This is a genomic window from Kribbella turkmenica (assembly GCF_004348725.1).
In the GTDB taxonomy this organism is placed as follows: Bacteria; Actinomycetota; Actinomycetes; order Propionibacteriales; family Kribbellaceae; genus Kribbella; species Kribbella turkmenica.
Genome location: NZ_SMKR01000102.1, coordinates 11,812 through 27,283, shown reverse-complemented (window position 1 = coordinate 27,283; position 15,472 = coordinate 11,812). Strand labels below are relative to the sequence as shown.

The following is a 15,472-nucleotide window of genomic DNA, read 5'->3' as shown; positions in this document are numbered from 1 at the left end:
GTTCCAGACCATCCTGGAGAACGTGCCGGCCCCGACGTACGTCGAGGACGCGCCGCTGCAGGCGCACGTGACCAACCTGGACGCCTCGCCGTTCCTGGGCCGGCTCGCGCTGGTCCGCGTGCACGAGGGCACGCTGAAGAAGGGCGCGCAGGTCGCCTGGTGCAAGCACGACGGCAGCGTCGAGCGGGTCAAGATCACCGAACTGCTGATCACCGAGGCGCTCGAGCGGGTGCCGGGCGACTCCGCCGGGCCGGGCGACATCTGTGCGATCGCAGGCATCCCGGAGATCATGATCGGCGACACGCTCGCCGACCCGGAGAACCCGAAGCCGCTGCCGTTGATCACCGTGGACGAGCCGGCCATCTCGATGACGATCGGTACCAACACCTCGCCGCTGGCCGGCCGGACCAAGGGCACCAAGGTCACCGCCCGCCTGGTCAAGGACCGGCTGGACAAGGAACTCGTCGGCAACGTGTCGATCAAGGTGCTGCCGACCGAGCGGCCGGACGCCTGGGAGGTGCAGGGCCGTGGTGAGCTGGCGCTGGCCATCCTGGTCGAGCAGATGCGCCGCGAGGGCTACGAGCTGACCGTCGGCAAGCCGCAGGTGGTCACCCGCGAAATCGACGGCAAACGGCACGAGCCGGTCGAGCGGCTGACGATCGACTGCCCCGAGGAGTACCTCGGCACCGTCACCCAGCTGCTCGCGGTGCGCAAGGGCCGGATGGAGCAGATGACGAACCACGGCACCGGCTGGGTCCGGATGGAGTTTCTGGTCCCGGCCCGCGGGTTGATCGGGTTCCGGACCGAGTTCCTCACCGACACCCGCGGGACCGGGATCGCGCACCACGTGTTCGAGGGGTACGAGCCGTGGTTCGGCGAGCTGCGGACGCGGCCGAGCGGTTCCCTGGTGGCGGACCGGGCCGGCGCGGCGACGTCGTACGCGATGATCAACCTGCAGGAGCGCGGCACGCTGTTCGTCGAGCCGACGACCGAGGTCTACGAGGGGATGATCGTCGGCGAGAACTCGCGCTCGGACGACATGGACGTGAACATCACCAAGGAGAAGAAGATGACCAACGTCCGGTCGTCGACCGCGGACGAGTTCGAGAAGCTCGTCCCGGCCCGCAAGCTCTCGCTCGAGCAGTCGCTGGAGTTCTGCCGCGAGGACGAATGCGTCGAGGTCACCCCCGACGCGGTCCGCATGCGCAAGGTCGCCCTGACCCAGGTGGAACGAGCCAAACTCGGCCGCAAGAACAAGAGCTGAATCAACCCACGCGAGCCCCGCGCGCCTTTCACCCGCGCCCGGCTCATCGCCGTTCGTCCTTCGGCTTGCTGCCTGAGGGCGGTGTGCGGGCTGGCGCCCTGCTCGTAGACGTCCGAGGGCCGTTCAAGCCACGAGGCTCGCAGCGGGCGCGGGCGCGGGCGCGGTGAACCACAGCGGTGTGATACATACTTCTCCGGCCCGGCGGCCCGGGGTCGCGGTGCCGGATCGTTACCAACCAGACGTCCGGGGGTGGCGTCTGTGATGTGCAAGGAAGACTTCAGTTGGGGGAAGGACGAAACATGGGCATTCTGCGTAAGCTCGGCGCCACCGTCACGGCTGCCACGTTCGTGGGAGTGGGCGCACTGACCGCCACCACGACGGCCGGGGCTGCCACGGTCGCGCCGAGGGTTGCGCCCCAGGCCGTGGTCGCGCCGCAGAAGGCGACCGCGGCGGCGAGTCCGGCCGCGGTCGTTCCGGGGAAGCTGCGGATCGACAAGCGGTGCATGACGAGGGGCCGGGTGCTGTGCCTGAACAAGCGCACCCGGAAGCTGGTGTACCTGGTGAACGGCAAGCCGATCCAGATCACCGACGCGCGGTTCGGCGGCCGGAAGACCCCGACGCGCAACGGTGTGTTCAAGGTCTACCGCAAGTCGAAGAACCACGTGTCGTCGCTGTACAAGTCGCCGATGCCGTACGCGATGTTCTTCAGCGGCGGTCAGGCGATCCACTACTCGTCGGACTTCAAGGCCCGCGGGTACAACGGCGCCTCGCACGGCTGCGCGAACATCCGGGACAAGAAGAAGATCGCCTGGATCTTCGCCCGGGTGAAGATCGGCGACAAGGTCGTCGTCTACAGCGCCTGACCGACCGGTCAGCGGCCGGAGAGTGCCTACTCTCCGGCCGCTGTCGCGTTCTGGAACGCCTTGTACAGCCGGGGATCCAGCAGACAGAAGGTCGCCGTCAGGACCTCCGTCGCCGTCTCCCGCAACGTCCGTACGGCGATGTCGGCCGCCGACTGCGCCGGCCAGCCGTAGATCCCGGCCGAGACCGCCGGCAGCGCCAGCGTCCGCGCCCCCAACTCGTCCGCGATCCGCAACGCGGTGCGGTAGCAGGACTCGAGCAGCGCCGGATCCCGTTGACCCGCGGTGTAGTTCGGCCCGACCACGTGGATCACGTACGACGCCGGCAGCGCGCCCGCGGTCGTCCACGCGGCCTCGCCGGTCCGGGCACCGTTCGGATACCGCTCGATCAGCTCGGCGAGGATCTCCGGTCCGCCGGCCCGGTGGATCGCGCCGTCGACCCCGCCGCCGCCCCGCAAGGCGTGGTGGGCCGCGTTGACGACCGCGTCCACGCTGACCGTGGTGATGTCCGCCGTACTCAGCACGATTTCCATGAACGCATCCTCCGGTACGCTGGGGCGCCAACCAAAAGGCCGGTGAGGACGTCCCACCAGAGCAGGGACGTGGTCTATCAAGAGGGGGGTCCGATGCGCGGACCGATCATTCGCACGGTGGTGACCGGATTGGTCGTCGGCGCCGGGATTACGGCACTGCTCAGTCTAGGAACCCAGGCGACCGCGGCTCCGGCCGATTTCGAGACCGTGCCGTTCGAGGTCAGCGGTGAGCTGCCGATATACCCGAAGGCGCTGTGGAAGAACGGATCCACCGGGACGAACGTGCGCAAGGTCGAGGCCCGCCTGGTCCAGCTCGGGCTGCTGGAGAAGCGCTACCAGGACAACGAGTTCGGCACCATGACCCGGTCCGCGGTGAAGAAGTTCCAGAAGTCCAAGGACATCCCCCGGCTCGGGTACGTCGACCAGAACACCTGGGACGAGCTGGTCGCGGTGACGCGCGAACCGACCCAGACCGAGCTGTACCCGCCGCCGCCCATGGTGAACGGCAAGCGGCTCGACGCGCGCTGCGCCACCGGGGTCGTGCTCTGCATCGACAAGACCAGCCGCAAGCTGCGGTACGTCGTCGACGGAGTCGTGAAGATGCAGCTCGACGTCCGGTTCGGCGCGGAGAAGACGGCGACCCGCGAGGGCAGCTTCTCGGTCGGCTGGAAGAGCCGCGACCACGTCTCCAAGCTGTACGACTCCCCGATGCCGTACGCGATGTTCTTCTCCGGCGGCCAGGCGGTGCACTACTCGTCGGACTTCGCCGCCCGCGGGTACAACGGTGGCTCGCACGGCTGCGTGAACGTGCGCGACCTGGGCAAGATCAAGATCCTGTTCGACCAGATCGACGTCGGCGACAAGGTGATCGTCTACCGCTCGTAGGGCGGACCTACAGCGGGCGCGGCCCCCGGCGGCGACGGATCGCGCCCCACCCGCCGCGGCCGCGACCGGCGGCCGCGCGCAGGGCGGGCCGGGCGTCGACCAGGTACACACCGGCGGCGACGATACCGATCAGGCCGAAGAAGCTCAGCCAGCCCTGGAAGATCTGACTCAGCGTGAACACCGCCAGGATCAGCACCCAGCCCGGCTTGGTCAGCTTGTCCGCGGCGACGAACACCGCCCGCGGCCGGAAGGCGGCATCCAGCAGCGCGACCAGCTTGATTCCGAGCAGCACCCACCAGATGATCTCGAGCGGACCGGCGAACCCGGGAAAGAGGTTCGGGAACGTGGCGAGTGGGAGCATGCGTACGAGCGTACCCAAAGACCGGGCGGCCCACCTCTGCTGAGTGCAGATTCTGGGCCGCCCGGCCGGAGATTCACCCGGATGCCGGGTGTCGTTACTGTCAGTCGCCGACCGTGCCGGCGGCGTCCGCGGCGGCCTTGGACGCCGTCTTCGCGGTCTTCCGGGCGCTGGTCGCGGTCGCCTTGACGTTGCGGCCGGCGGTGTCGGCGGTCTTCTTCGCGGTCGTCCGGGTGGCCTTCGCCTTGCTCACCGTGGTCTTGGCCTGGGTGACCAGGTCCTCGGTGGCCTTCTGGCTGCGGATCCGCTCGACCAGTTCCTTGCCGCGGCCGGCCAGGTCCTCGTAGGTCTCCTCGGCCTGGCCGAGGACAGTGGTGAGACCGGCCTGGGCGGTGGCCGGCAGCTCACGCAGCTTGCCCGGCGCGGTCCGCGCGTCGGCGACGATCGCGTCGAGCCGCTTGGCGAGCTCGGTCTGCGCCTTGCTCAGCTCGGTCTGCAGGGTCTTCTGGTCCAGCTTGGCGAACCGGGCGGTGACGTCGTCGCTGACCGCGCGGAACTTCTCCACCGCCAGGTCGCCGGCACCGGCGAGCACGTAGAGCGGGGTAACGGGCGTACGGGTAGCCATCAGGCTTCTCCTCGGGATGTCTTCAGCAGGAAAGGAAACTACGTGGTGCGCTTGCTCGCAGGGGTCTTTCTGGCCGCCGGCTTCTTCGCGGCAGCCGGCCTGGCAGGCTCCGGCTTCTCGTGGACCTCGTCGTCAGCGGCCGCGTTCTCCCGGACGAAGGACGCGTAGACGTCCAGCAGCACACGCTTCTGCCGCTCGTTCAGCGCGGGATCGAGCAGTACGGCGTCGACCACGCCGGACGCGCCGCGGGCGCCGTCGGAGCTGTCGTCCGGATCGAGGATGCCGGCCCGTACGTACAGGGTCTCCGCGGAGATCCGCAACGCCTTCGCGAGCTGCTGCAGCACGTCGGCCGACGGTTTCCGCAGGCCGCGCTCGATCTGGCTGAGGTACGGGTTCGACACCCCGGCCAGGTCGGACAGCTGCCGCAGCGACAACTGCGCCTGCCGCCGCTGCTCGGCGAGGTACTCCCCGACGGAGCCCACCGAACCGGCGACACGATCACTCAACCTGGCCACGGACCCAGTGTGCTAGCAGAGTGCTTGCAATTGCAAGCAGGCCGGCCGTGAGCCCGCTCACCCGGGGTGGCCGGTCAGTCGAAGGCCGGCAGATGCGGCTGGACCGCGCCGACCTCGACGCCGCCGCCGTACAGCGGGAAGTGGGCCTGCTGCTCGACGACCTCGTGCTCCAGGCCGAGCTTGCGCAGTACGGCGGCCATCACCACGGCCCGGGCCCGCGGCGTACCGTCCTCGATCTTGAGCGCGATTCCCCGGCCGTCCTCGAGGCCGACGGCGTACACGCTCTCGGCGCCGACCTTGCAGAACAGCCCAGGGACGGCTCGCATCAGTGCGGCCTCGTCGCGGGTACTACCGCTGGCGTACTCCGGGAACTCCCGGAAAGCGTCCTTCACCTTGGCCTCGAGCGTGCCGGGCGCGGCCGCCGCGAACAGGCCGAACGAGCGGGCCAGTCCGGCCAGGCTGATGGCGAGGATCGGTGCGCCGCAGCCGTCGACCGCGACGTAGGAGACCTTCTCGCCGGCCGTGTCCTCGACCGCGGTCCGGATCACCTTCTGCAGCGGGTGGTCCGGCGAGCGGTAGTCCTCGAGCGGCCAGCCGTTGAGCACGCAGGCCAGCAGCATGGCGGCGTGCTTGCCGGAGCAGTTCATCGTGATCCGCTCCGGGCCGTGCCCCGCACGGACCCAGGCATCCCGGGCGGCGTCGTCCAGCGGGTACGCCGGCGGCGTCCGCAGTGCCGACGCGTCCAGCCCGGCCAGCGCGAGGATCTCGCGCACACCGTCCAGGTGGAACTGTTCGCCCGAGTGCGAGGCACCCGCGAGCGACAGCAGTCTGCCGTCGAGCGGCAGGCCGTGCCGGAGCATGCCGAGTGCCTGCATCGGCTTGTTCGACGAGCGCGGGAACATCGGCTCGTCGACCACGCCGACGGACCACTCGACGGCGCCGTCGGGATCGGTCACCACGACGGAGCCGCGGTGACGGCCCTCGACGAAGCCGCTGCGGACGACGTCGGCCAGGATCACAGGTTCGGTCACGACTGAACTGTACAGGTGCAAAATGCGGTGTTGCGAATGATCCGGCTCACAGCCGGGCGCGCACGTGCAACCCGGCGTCGGGGTCGACCAGGACGTCCTGGGTCGCGGTCACCGTCGGCTGATCCTCGGCGACGACCTCGAGCACGGCCTCCGGGTCCACGTTGCGCTTCACCAGCGCCAGCGCGATCGGGCCGAACTCGTGGTGGCGGGCGGCCGACCCGACGAACCCGATCTGCTTGTCCCCCGCGCGGACGGCATACCCGTGGGCCGGCAGGTGGTCGACCGAGCCGTCCAGGTGCAGCCGGACGAGCCGTCGCGGCGGTCGGCCGAGGTTGTGCACCCGGGCGACCGTCTCCTGACCGCGGTAGCAGCCCTTGTCCAGGTGAACGCCGACGCCCAGCCAGCCCACCTCGTTCGGGATCGCGCGCTCGTCGGTGTCCAGGCCGAACCGCGGCGCGCCGGCCTCGATCCGGAGGGCCTCGTAGGCCCAGATCCCGGCGGCAGGCGCTTCCAGGCCGGCCAACTCGGCCCGGGGCAGGAAGACCTCGTGCCCGCCGAGCGAATCCGCCCCACTACGGGTCAGGAAGTCGCCGGCGGCGGGGCCGGGCCGCCAGATGATCGCGTAGTCGTCGGTCACGTCGGTGAGCTCGACACGGGACATGAACACCATCTTCTGCAGCCACTCGATCAGCGCCGCGGCCGCACCGGGCTCGGTGTGCAGCCAGAACGTCTCGCCGTCGTCGACGCCGTACATCACGTGCTCGATGTGTCCGGTGGGCGACAGCAGCAGCGCCGTGGTCGACGTACCAGGCTCGAGGCCCTCGAAGTACTGCGTGGTGAGCGCGTGCAGCCAGGTCAGGCGATCCGGCCCGCCGATGGTCACGACGTCGCGGTGGGACAGGTCGACGAAACCGTCGCCGGCCGCGAGCATCCGCTGCTCCCGCAGGTCGGACCCGTAGTGGGCCGCCACACCGGCGTCGAGTCCGTCGGCCTCGACCGCGGCGGGCCTGTCCAGCAGGGGGCTGCGCTTCAGTGACATGTCACCAGCGTACGTCGCGCGGCGTACGGCGAACGCCTCCCACCGTGGGATGTGGACACCACCGGGTCGCGGACAGCCTGGAGGTACCAACTTCCGAAGGGAGCACGGCGATGAGCGACAGACGATTCCGGTTCGGTGTGGTGGGCAGCCCGGCGACCGCGGAGCAGTGGGCCACGACCGTCCGGCGGGCCGCCGACCACGGCTACACGAGCGTCCTGATGCCGGACGGCCTGCAGTTGCCGTCGCCGTTCGCGTCCCTCGCGATGGCGGCGACGCTCGCGGACGTCCGGGTCGGCACTTTCGTGGCGGCGGCCCCGCTGCGGACGCCCCGGCAGGCCGCGTGGGACGCGCACACGCTGACCGTGCTGACGGACGGCCGGTTCGACTTCGGCATCGGCACCGGGCGGCCGGGCACCGACGAGCAGGCGGCCGAGCTGGGGCTGCCGTACGGCTCCGGCAAGGAACGCCGCGACCAGGTGCGTGCGACCCTCGACCTCCTGGAGCAGCTCGACGGCGACCGGCGTACGCCGATCATGCTGGCCGCCGGCGGACCACGGGCACTCGCGCTCGCGGCGGCCCGGGCGGACATCGTGTCGATCGCCAAGGACGCGCTGACGCCGCGGACCGAGATCCTGCGGCTGGTCCGCGATCTGCGCGAGCTGGCCGGACCGCGCGCGGACGACATCGAACTCGCGATGAACCTGTTCGCGGCCGGGACCCGCGAGCTGCCGCCGTGGACGCGGCGGGCGGCCGGGGTCGCGCCCGAAGTACTGGAGTCGAGCGACTCGCTGATGATGCTGCGCGGCACGCCGCAGCAGATGGTCGACGAGCTGGCGCGTCGCCGGGACGAGTTCGGTTCGTCGTACATCACCGTCAACGCGACGTACCTCGACGACCTCGCTCCTGTGGTCGAGAAGCTGACCGGGAGCTGAGCATGACACTGCCCGCCAGCTTGCAGGGAGCTGACGGGCAGTGCCGGAGGGGTGGGAAGGGTGTCTAGTGGCGAACCTGCTCGCGGTCGACCGGCCGCTCGGTGACCTGCGGTACGTCGCCCGCGTGGGTGTCACCGGCGGCGAACGCGGCCTCGTCGAACGGATCGTCCCCGGCGAAGACCTGACGGGCCTGGTCCTTGTCGAACGCGCCGACCCACTGACCGACCACGACGGTCGCCACCGCGTTGCCGGCGAAGTTCGTCAGCGCCCGGGCCTCGGACATGAACCGGTCGATCCCGACGATCAGGCCGACGCCGTCGACCAGGTCCGGCCGGTGCGACTGCAGGCCGCCGGCCAGGGTGGCCAGACCGGCACCGGTGACGCCGGCCGCGCCCTTCGAGGCGATGATCATGAACGCCAGCAGGGAGATCTGCTGCCCGAGCGAGAACGGCTGGTCCATCGCCTCGGCGATGAACAGCGACGCCATGGTCAGGTAGATCGCGGTGCCGTCCAGGTTGAACGAGTAGCCGGTCGGGACGGTGATGCCGACCACCTGCTTGCCGACGCCGAGATGCTCCATCTTCCCGATCAGCCGCGGCAGCGCGGTCTCCGAGGACGAGGTGGACACGATCAGCAGGAACTCGCGGCCGAGGTAGCGCAGCAACTGGAAGACCGAGATCCCGGCGACCACGCGCAGAACGGTGCCCAGGACAACGACCACGAAGAGCAGGCAGGTGACGTAGAAGGCCAGCATGATCTTGCCCAGGCTGACCAGCGCGTCCGTGCCGGTGGCGCCGACCACGGCCGCGATCGCGCCGAACGCACCGATCGGGGCGACCCACATGATCATCGACAGGATCTTGAACACCAGCCGCTGCAGGTGCCCGATGCCGTTCAGGATCGGCTGCCCGGTCGCGCCCATCGCCTGCAGCGCGAAGCCGACCAGCAACGCGACCAGGACGGTCTGCAGGACCTCGCCCTCGGTCAGCGCGGACACGATCGTCTGCGGGATGATGCCCAGGATGAAGTCCGACGTGCTCTCGTGCGCCCCGGCGGCCTGCTTCTGGCCGGCCTCGCGCAGGGTGTCGGTCAGGTTCAAACCGGACCCGGGCTGGACCAGATTGCCGACCAGCAGGCCGATCGCGAGCGCGGCCGTCGACATCACCAGGAAGTAGACGAGCGCGAGGCCGCCGACCTTGCCGACGCTGGCGGCCTGGCGGACCGAGCCGATGCCGAGCACCAGCGTGCAGAAGATGACCGGGCTGATCATCATCTTGATCAGGTTGACGAACCCGGTGCCGAGCGGTTTCAGCTCGACCGCGAAGTTCGGGAAGAGGAAGCCGACACCGATGCCGAGCAGCACGGCGACGATGACGGCGATGTAGAGGAAGTGGGTCCGATCGTTGCGAACCGGGGTCGGTCGGGATTCGGTCGGGCTCGACATGGGGGACACTCCTGTATCGGCCGGGCGGGCTGTACCTGAGTAACTGTGACGTGACGCACAGGGAAACCGGGCATTTCGTTCATATCGTTCGCCAACCGAACCAGCGCCGCCGATGGAATGCACAAATCCCCCGCGTCCTGTGCACACTGTCGGCATGAAGGGACGGCCATGGGAGCTGCGTCGCCAGGTGCTCTGGCTGCAGACCGTCACGGCCGTGGTGTTGATCGCGATGGTCTGGATCACCATGGTCGCCCGCTCCCGGGCGCAGGCGGTCCGGGACGCCGCGGTTGCGGGAAACGCGCCGCCCGGCTGGTGGGAGCTGGTCCGGCTCGACGTCCGTTCGATGCTCGGGGTCGCGAGCCTGATGCTCGGGGTCGCGATCGCCGGGAACGCGCTGGTCTCCTGGCGGGTGCGGCGAGCCACCCGGGGCATCGGCACCCAGGCACTGGCCCGGATGCTCGACTTCTACGAGGGCGTCCTGCGGGCCGCGCGTGAGGGCCTGATCCTGCTCGACGCCGACGGCCGGGTCCAACTGGTCAACGACGAGGCCCGCCAACTGCTCGGTCTGCGCACCGTCGAGCCCGGTACTCCGGTCGGCGAGCTCCACCTGCGCACCACCCTGGCCGAGCTGATGATCGCCGGCCGGACGGCGTACGACGAGCTTCATCTCGGTGCCGAGGGGGTGGTGGTCGTCAACCAGCAACCGGCCCGGTCCGGCCGGATCGTCACCCTGCGGGACCACACCGAGCTGCAGCGCCTGCTCGGTGAACTGGACGCGGTCCGCAGCCTCGCCGAATCCCTGCAGGCACAGAACCACGAGGCCTCGAACCGTCTGCACACCGTGGTCAGCCTGATCGAGATCGGCAAACCGGAGAAGGCCCGCGAGTTCGCGGTGTCGGAGCTGCAGTTCGCCCAGGCGATGACAGATCGCGTCGTCGGCACGGTCGGCGACCCCGTTCTCGCGTCACTGCTGCTCGCCAAGCTGTCGCAGGCCCAGGAACGCGGTGTGGTGCTGACGCTGGAGCTCGGTCAGGAAGCACTCAACACCCGGCTGCCGGCCCAGGACGTGGTCACGGTCGTCGGCAACCTGCTCGACAACGCGATCGAGGCCGCGCGCGGCGGATCCGCTCCGCGCCGGGTCGAACTGCGGGCGAGCACCACGCCGGACGCCATCGATCTCGCGGTCACCAACACCGGCGCCGAGCTGGGTGCGGTGGAACTGGCGCACATGTTCGACCGCGGCTGGACGACGAAGGCCGAGCCGGGGCACGGGCTCGGGCTCGTACTGGTCCGCAGTACGGTCGAGCGCTGGCAGGGCACGGTGATGGTCGACCCCGACTCCGAGCTGGACGACGTACCTGCGCTGACCGTGCGTGTCCGGCTGCCGCGGGCGGTGGACGCCAGTGCCTGACCTGCGGGTCCTCGTCGTCGAGGACGACCCGGTCGCCGCGGAGGCTCATCGCACCTACGTCGACCGGCTGCCCGGCTTCACCTGTCTCGGCGTCGCCGGTACGGCGGCCCGCGCACTTCAGGTGCTCGCTCGGGGCCCGGTGGACCTGGTGCTGCTGGACATGCACCTGCCCGACGGGCACGGACTGGACGTCGTCCGCCGGATGCGGGCCCTGGGCAACCAGACCGACGTGGTCGCGGTGACGTCGGCGCGCGAGGTGGCCGCGGTCCAGGCGGCGGCCCGGATCGGCGTCGTGCAGTACGTGCTGAAACCCTTCGCCTATGAGACTTTGCGGGACCGGTTGACGGCGTACGCGCGGCAACGCAAGGCGGCCGAGGCAGGTCAGGTGGTCGCGGACCAGGACGAAGTGGACCGGTTGTTGCACCCGGCAACCGTGTCGTCGGTGCCGAAAGGTCTGGCCGGATCGGTACTGGACCGCGTCGTCCAGCTGCTCGGGAACCGCGAGGGCTGGACCGCCGAGGAGGTGGCCGCGTCCCTCGGCACCTCACGCATCACCGCGCGCCGCTACCTCGAACACCTCGCCGACCAGGGCCAGGCGTTGCGCACGCAGCGGTACGACGGCCGCAGCGGCCGGCCGAAGGTCGAGTACTCCTGGGTGGCCGAGAGTTAGACCCGGACGAGGGTCGCCCACAGGTGGGGCTGCAGGGGCTGGCCCTCGGCGGCCATGTCGTAGGCCCACAGCAGCTCGCCCTTGACCAGGCCGTACAGCCGGTGGCCGGCGCTGACGTCCTTGGCCGTCTCGGTACGGGCGACGACGTCGGTCCGCAACTCGATCTTCGCGCCGTCGATCTCGCCGTACCAGATCTCCGCGACGCCGGTCGGGTGCGCGAGCACCAGCTCGACCTTGTTGTCCGGCTTGGGCCGCCAGAACCCGGTCTCGACCGCGAGCGGGCGCTCCTTCGTGCCGTCCTCGCCGACCACATAGGTCTGGCTGACGTAGTGCAGGTACGGCTTGCCGTTGTGGCTGAAGTCGATCTGCTGACCGAACTCGAACTTCTCGATCGTCGGGTAGTCCCCGTGGCCGCGGCCCTCCCAGCGACCGAGCAGCCAGGCCAGCGGCATCAGGTCGGGGTGCAGGTCCTGCGGGATCTCGAACGCCATCGCAGGGCTCAGTTGGTGCTGCGGCCGCGGTACAGCCGGTAGACGACGAACGCCGAGAACCAGCCCATGAACACACAGACCAGGACCAGCAGCGTGGTGAAGATGACGTGCAGCACGTCGGCCAGTCTAGAGGATGGCCGCCGCGGTCCTTCGGTTACCGTGGCGTGATGTCCCGCACGCTGGTGATCAAGCTGACCGCAGGAGCCGAAGAGCCCGAACGCGCCAACCAGGCGTTCACCGTGGCCGCGACCGCCGTCGCCGCCGGAGCGACGGTGTCACTGTGGCTGACCGGGGAGGCGGTGTGGTTCGCCGTACCCGGGCGAGCCGAGGCGTTCGACCTACCGCACGCGGCGCCGCTGACCGAACTGGTCGCCGCGGTCCTGGACGGCGGTCAGTTGACGGTCTGCACCCAGTGCGCCAAGCGCCGCGACCTGACCGCCGACGATCTCCTCCCCGGCACCCGGATCGCCGGCGCACCCGCCTTCACCGAGGAAATCCTGACGGACAACACCCAAGCAATCGTGTACTGACGCACCGCCCGGGTGCTGCCCTGCCCGGGTGCCGCCCTGCCCGGGTGCCGCCCTGCCCGGGTGCTGCCTGCCCTGCTCGGCTACTCGCCGAGGCCGGGGCCTTCGCTGCCGCGGCCGCCGCGGTTCACGCTCTGCTGGTGCTGGCGGGCGGGGGTCTGCCCGCCGCGACCGCCGGTGAGGGCGTCTTCCCGCGGTGGGACCGTTGCGCCGGTCGCCGGTGACGTGCCGGCGTTGGCGACGTGCTGGTTGCGGCCGATCTCGTCCGGCGTCATTCCGTTCGGCCGGGCGCCCGGCTGCTGACCGTTCTGCCCCTGCGCCCGCTCCGCCCGCTGCTCGTCCAACACCCGCTCGACCGGCTGCTGCTGCGCCTGGACCTGCGCACCCGGCTGATGCTGCCGGTCAGCCAGGCCCTGCTGACCCGGCTGCTGCTGTTGCCCGTCGGCCTGAACCTGCTGAGCGGGCTGATCGACCGCAGGACCCTGCGCCTGCTGGTCCTCCCCGATCACCGGCGGGGTGGCCCCGTCCGCATCCACGAACTCCCCACCCTGCCGCTCATCCACCTCAGGCTGCCGCGCTTGCTCCCCGGCCGGGCGGATCACCCCGTCGTCACCAAGCTCTACATCCTGCTGAGCTTCCGGCCCGCCCACCTCCTGGGCATCCGCGCCGTTCAACTCCTGCTGCGCGGCCTGCTCCCCCGCAGGACGAATCACCCCGTCATCGCCCAGCTCAACATCCTGCTCAGCGTCCGGACTGTTGAGCTCGTCGCGTTCGTCGTTCAGTTCGTCGGCGGCCGCCGCCGTACCCGCCGCCGCGGCAACCGGCACCGCCGGGTCAGGCCCGCGTTCCTGCTCCTCGCGATCGCGTCGGCGCCCCTCCTCGCGCCGCGCGTCGTCCGAGGCCTCGTGCCGCTCCTCGACGTCGTCGGGCACCCGGTCGTGATCACCGTCCAGGTTGCCCTCCGGCTGCCGGTCGAGATCGGCCTGCTGGCGTTCGATCTCCGCCTGCCGCTGGGCGTTCTCCTGCTGCAGCCGGTCGTTGTCCTCGCGCAACTGCTGGATCTGCCGCTCGATCTCGCCCCACTGCGACGCCCGGTCGGGATCGTTGTTGATCGCCCGGTCGATGTCGGGGTTGTGCGTCCGCGCGTTGCGCATGGTTTCCAGCAGCGAGCGCGCCTCCTGCCGGCGGGTGAGCGCGTCCTTGAGCCGCCGCAGGTTGCGGAGCTGGGTCCGCAGCGCGCTGAGCGTCTGCTCGAAGATGTCTTCCGCTTCGGCCATCACGCCACCTCGCTCGCATAGACGGAGTACCCGAAGCCGGCCTGCGCGTCCTCCGGCCCGGGCTGTGTCGCGTACAGGTGAAACTCGGCGCCCGGCTTCAGCCAGACCGCCAGGTGGCGCCGGCGACCCCGCCACTCGGGCGGGACCCGCGGATCGTCGCCGGGACCGACGTACACCGGTGCGCCCCAGTGCCGGCGGGCCAGCAGGAGCTGCTCGGGCCAGTGGTCGTCCAGCCCTTCCTCCGCCTCGCCCACCTCGGCCGGGGCGATCTCGTACGCCGACCAGCCGCCGCGCGGACTCTCCGGCAGTACGGCGTCCGGCAGCACCAGCATCACGGTCTCGCGCGGGGTGACCAGGCCCCAGGTGTACCGGTTCGGGTCGATGTTGCCGGGAGCCCACGGCCGCCAGCCGGTGGCCGCGGTGACCCGGGAGACCAGCGCCCGGATCGCGTCCAGCCCGGTTCCCGGCGGTCCCCAGATCGATCTCCAGTCGGAGACCTCGGCGAGGTCGGTCATGGCGCGCTCGTCATCGTCGGACGACCGCAGCTGCGTCTTCACCCGTCGACTCCTCTCTCAGCCCGCCAAGACTATGCCCCGACCGGTGCATCTTCCGGGGACTCGAGGACACAAGGTGTCCCCCCACGAGCGCACGGCTCCCGCAGGCCGGCCGGACAGGCAGCACCTGTCCTTCGGCCCTCACCGCTTGACGTTCAGCACCTCACGGGCCTCGTCCGGCGACATCGGCGGGCGCTGCGCCAACGTGGCCAGGGTGGCCGCGCGCTCGACCAGCTCGGCGTTGTGGGTGACCGGCCGCCCCTTCGCCAGGGTCAGCGTGTCCTCCATCCCCACCCGCAGGTGGCCGCCCTTCGACAACGCGGCCAGCGCGACCGGGAGCGCCGTACGTCCGACGCCGGTGGCGGACCAGGACGTGACCGCGGCCGGCAGGGCGTTGACCGCGGCGACCAGGGCGTCCGTCGTACCGGGCATGCCGCCGGGGACGCCCATGACCAGGTCGCAGTGGACGCGACCGCCGTACGGCAGGCCCTGCTTGTCCAGCAGGCGGTGCAGCGCGGCCACGTGCCCGAGGTCGAACAGCTCGAACTCCGGTACGACCTCGCGCTCCTGGGTGAGCCGGTAGAGCTCGGTGACGAACGGCCACGGGTTCATGAACACGTCGTCACCGAAGTTGACCGTGCCCATCGTCAGCGAGCACGAGTCGGGGGCGGCGTCCAGCACCCGGAGACGGTGGTCGAGCGGATCCGTGACTGCGCCACCGGTGGACAGTTGGACGATCAGTGCCGTGTTCTCCCGGACGGCCGCGACGGCTTCGGTCAGCCGGCCGAGGTCGAGGGTCGGCCGGTGCTCCCCGTCGCGGATGTGGATGTGGATCATCGCGGCCCCGGCGGCCTCGCACCGTTTCGCTGTCCCGACCAGTTCGTCGAGGGTGGTCGGCAGCGCCGGGCAGTCCGCCTTGGCGGTCTCGGCGCCGGTGGGTGCGACGGTGATCAGAGTCGAGGCCATGAACAGATCCTGCCAGATCCGGTCACCGCACGGGATGATTGCCTGTCGCATGCCTTGATCACCGGACGATCTCCGGCGCGGCAGGATGGG

18 protein-coding genes are annotated in these 15,472 nt (G+C 70.3%); 7 read left to right on the top strand and 11 right to left on the bottom strand.

From position 1 onward, the window contains the following. Both E1218_RS22455 and E1218_RS22450 read left to right on the top strand, forming a co-directional pair. On the top strand, positions 1-1,264 hold a 1,264-nt coding region (locus E1218_RS22455; protein ID WP_132323263.1), incomplete at its 5' end, for an EF-Tu/IF-2/RF-3 family GTPase. Positions 1,265-1,563: 299 nt separating this feature from the next. After that, positions 1,564-2,127 carry a L,D-transpeptidase gene (locus E1218_RS22450; RefSeq protein ID WP_132323261.1) on the top strand — a complete coding sequence of 188 codons (564 nt, stop codon included), beginning with the start codon at positions 1,564-1,566 and terminating at the stop codon, positions 2,125-2,127. A gap of 26 nt (positions 2,128-2,153) precedes the next feature. On the opposite strand, the gene E1218_RS22445 is transcribed toward E1218_RS22450, so the two are convergent. Then, on the bottom strand, positions 2,154-2,657 hold the full coding sequence (locus E1218_RS22445; protein WP_132323259.1) for an O-acetyl-ADP-ribose deacetylase: 504 nt from the start codon (positions 2,655-2,657) through the stop codon (positions 2,154-2,156). A gap of 93 nt (positions 2,658-2,750) precedes the next feature. Here E1218_RS22445 and E1218_RS22440 point away from each other — a divergent pair, with 93 nt between their 5' ends. Further along, positions 2,751-3,542 carry a L,D-transpeptidase family protein gene (locus tag E1218_RS22440; RefSeq protein WP_132323257.1) on the top strand — a complete coding sequence of 264 codons (792 nt, stop codon included), beginning with the start codon at positions 2,751-2,753 and terminating at the stop codon, positions 3,540-3,542. Between the two features lie 7 nt (positions 3,543-3,549). Here the strand turns inward: E1218_RS22440 and E1218_RS22435 are convergent, their stop codons facing one another. The 5 genes from E1218_RS22435 to ygfZ form a co-directional block, all read right to left on the bottom strand. Then, a complete protein-coding gene (locus tag E1218_RS22435; RefSeq protein ID WP_132323255.1) occupies positions 3,550-3,903 on the bottom strand; it encodes a DUF2516 family protein in 354 nt (117 codons plus the stop codon). A 100-nt stretch (positions 3,904-4,003) separates the two neighbouring features. Next, complete coding sequence (locus E1218_RS22430; RefSeq protein ID WP_132323253.1) at positions 4,004-4,525, bottom strand: hypothetical protein; 522 nt, start codon at positions 4,523-4,525, stop codon at positions 4,004-4,006. Between the two features lie 38 nt (positions 4,526-4,563). Beyond that, positions 4,564-5,040, bottom strand: coding sequence for a helix-turn-helix domain-containing protein (locus tag E1218_RS22425; protein ID WP_132323251.1), 477 nt, complete (start codon positions 5,038-5,040; stop codon positions 4,564-4,566). Positions 5,041-5,114: 74 nt separating this feature from the next. Beyond that, the gene (locus E1218_RS22420) at positions 5,115-6,071 is read right to left on the bottom strand and encodes an asparaginase (RefSeq protein WP_132323249.1); all 957 of its coding nucleotides are present in this window, start codon (positions 6,069-6,071) and stop codon (positions 5,115-5,117) included. A gap of 46 nt (positions 6,072-6,117) precedes the next feature. Further along, positions 6,118-7,110, bottom strand: coding sequence for a CAF17-like 4Fe-4S cluster assembly/insertion protein YgfZ (gene ygfZ / locus E1218_RS22415; protein ID WP_132323247.1), 993 nt, complete (start codon positions 7,108-7,110; stop codon positions 6,118-6,120). 110 nt (positions 7,111-7,220) lie between these two features. On the opposite strand from ygfZ, the gene E1218_RS22410 reads away from it, so the two are divergent. Further along, positions 7,221-8,042 carry an LLM class flavin-dependent oxidoreductase gene (locus E1218_RS22410; RefSeq protein WP_132323245.1) on the top strand — a complete coding sequence of 274 codons (822 nt, stop codon included), beginning with the start codon at positions 7,221-7,223 and terminating at the stop codon, positions 8,040-8,042. 64 nt (positions 8,043-8,106) lie between these two features. On the opposite strand, the gene E1218_RS22405 is transcribed toward E1218_RS22410, so the two are convergent. After that, on the bottom strand, positions 8,107-9,486 hold the full coding sequence (locus E1218_RS22405; RefSeq protein WP_132323243.1) for a cation:dicarboxylate symporter family transporter: 1,380 nt from the start codon (positions 9,484-9,486) through the stop codon (positions 8,107-8,109). Between the two features lie 154 nt (positions 9,487-9,640). Here E1218_RS22405 and E1218_RS22400 point away from each other — a divergent pair, with 154 nt between their 5' ends. Then, complete coding sequence (locus E1218_RS22400; RefSeq protein WP_132323241.1) at positions 9,641-10,897, top strand: sensor histidine kinase; 1,257 nt, start codon at positions 9,641-9,643, stop codon at positions 10,895-10,897. After that, a complete protein-coding gene (locus E1218_RS22395; RefSeq protein WP_132323239.1) occupies positions 10,890-11,567 on the top strand; it encodes a response regulator in 678 nt (225 codons plus the stop codon). The genes E1218_RS22400 and E1218_RS22395 overlap by 8 nt, the downstream gene beginning before the upstream one ends. On the opposite strand, the gene E1218_RS22390 is transcribed toward E1218_RS22395, so the two are convergent. Beyond that, the gene (locus E1218_RS22390; protein ID WP_132323237.1) at positions 11,564-12,058 is read right to left on the bottom strand and encodes an FABP family protein; all 495 of its coding nucleotides are present in this window, start codon (positions 12,056-12,058) and stop codon (positions 11,564-11,566) included. The two genes, E1218_RS22395 and E1218_RS22390, sit on opposite strands and share 4 nt — an antisense overlap. A gap of 167 nt (positions 12,059-12,225) precedes the next feature. On the opposite strand from E1218_RS22390, the gene E1218_RS22385 reads away from it, so the two are divergent. Continuing rightward, the gene (locus E1218_RS22385; RefSeq protein WP_132323235.1) at positions 12,226-12,588 is read left to right on the top strand and encodes a DsrE family protein; all 363 of its coding nucleotides are present in this window, start codon (positions 12,226-12,228) and stop codon (positions 12,586-12,588) included. An 80-nt stretch (positions 12,589-12,668) separates the two neighbouring features. Here E1218_RS22385 and E1218_RS22380 read toward each other — a convergent pair whose 3' ends face one another. From E1218_RS22380 to E1218_RS22370, 3 genes are all read right to left on the bottom strand, one after another. Beyond that, positions 12,669-13,862 carry a hypothetical protein gene (locus tag E1218_RS22380; protein WP_132323233.1) on the bottom strand — a complete coding sequence of 398 codons (1,194 nt, stop codon included), beginning with the start codon at positions 13,860-13,862 and terminating at the stop codon, positions 12,669-12,671. Next, a complete protein-coding gene (locus E1218_RS22375) occupies positions 13,862-14,419 on the bottom strand; it encodes a hypothetical protein (RefSeq protein ID WP_233712385.1) in 558 nt (185 codons plus the stop codon). The genes E1218_RS22380 and E1218_RS22375 overlap by 1 nt, the downstream gene beginning before the upstream one ends. 138 nt (positions 14,420-14,557) lie before the next feature. Then, positions 14,558-15,382, bottom strand: coding sequence for a BKACE family enzyme (locus E1218_RS22370; RefSeq protein WP_132323231.1), 825 nt, complete (start codon positions 15,380-15,382; stop codon positions 14,558-14,560). Positions 15,383-15,472: the final 90 nt, after the last annotated feature.

Bases quoted from the DNA above. Each gene is read 5' to 3' on its own strand.
- E1218_RS22410 (WP_132323245.1), top strand. From the start codon at position 7,221: ATGAGCGACAGACGATTCCGGTTCGGTGTGGTGGGCAGCCCGGCGACC.
- E1218_RS22430 (WP_132323253.1), bottom strand. From the start codon at position 4,525: ATGGCTACCCGTACGCCCGTTACCCCGCTCTACGTGCTCGCCGGTGCC.
- E1218_RS22440 (WP_132323257.1), top strand. From the start codon at position 2,751: ATGCGCGGACCGATCATTCGCACGGTGGTGACCGGATTGGTCGTCGGC.
- E1218_RS22390 (WP_132323237.1), bottom strand. From the start codon at position 12,058: ATGGCGTTCGAGATCCCGCAGGACCTGCACCCCGACCTGATGCCGCTG.
- E1218_RS22400 (WP_132323241.1), top strand. From the start codon at position 9,641: ATGAAGGGACGGCCATGGGAGCTGCGTCGCCAGGTGCTCTGGCTGCAG.
- E1218_RS22380 (WP_132323233.1), bottom strand. From the start codon at position 13,862: ATGGCCGAAGCGGAAGACATCTTCGAGCAGACGCTCAGCGCGCTGCGG.
- E1218_RS22435 (WP_132323255.1), bottom strand. From the start codon at position 3,903: ATGCTCCCACTCGCCACGTTCCCGAACCTCTTTCCCGGGTTCGCCGGT.
- E1218_RS22445 (WP_132323259.1), bottom strand. From the start codon at position 2,657: ATGGAAATCGTGCTGAGTACGGCGGACATCACCACGGTCAGCGTGGAC.
- E1218_RS22405 (WP_132323243.1), bottom strand. From the start codon at position 9,486: ATGTCGAGCCCGACCGAATCCCGACCGACCCCGGTTCGCAACGATCGG.
- E1218_RS22450 (WP_132323261.1), top strand. From the start codon at position 1,564: ATGGGCATTCTGCGTAAGCTCGGCGCCACCGTCACGGCTGCCACGTTC.
- E1218_RS22385 (WP_132323235.1), top strand. From the start codon at position 12,226: ATGTCCCGCACGCTGGTGATCAAGCTGACCGCAGGAGCCGAAGAGCCC.
- E1218_RS22370 (WP_132323231.1), bottom strand. From the start codon at position 15,382: ATGGCCTCGACTCTGATCACCGTCGCACCCACCGGCGCCGAGACCGCC.
- ygfZ (WP_132323247.1), bottom strand. From the start codon at position 7,110: ATGTCACTGAAGCGCAGCCCCCTGCTGGACAGGCCCGCCGCGGTCGAG.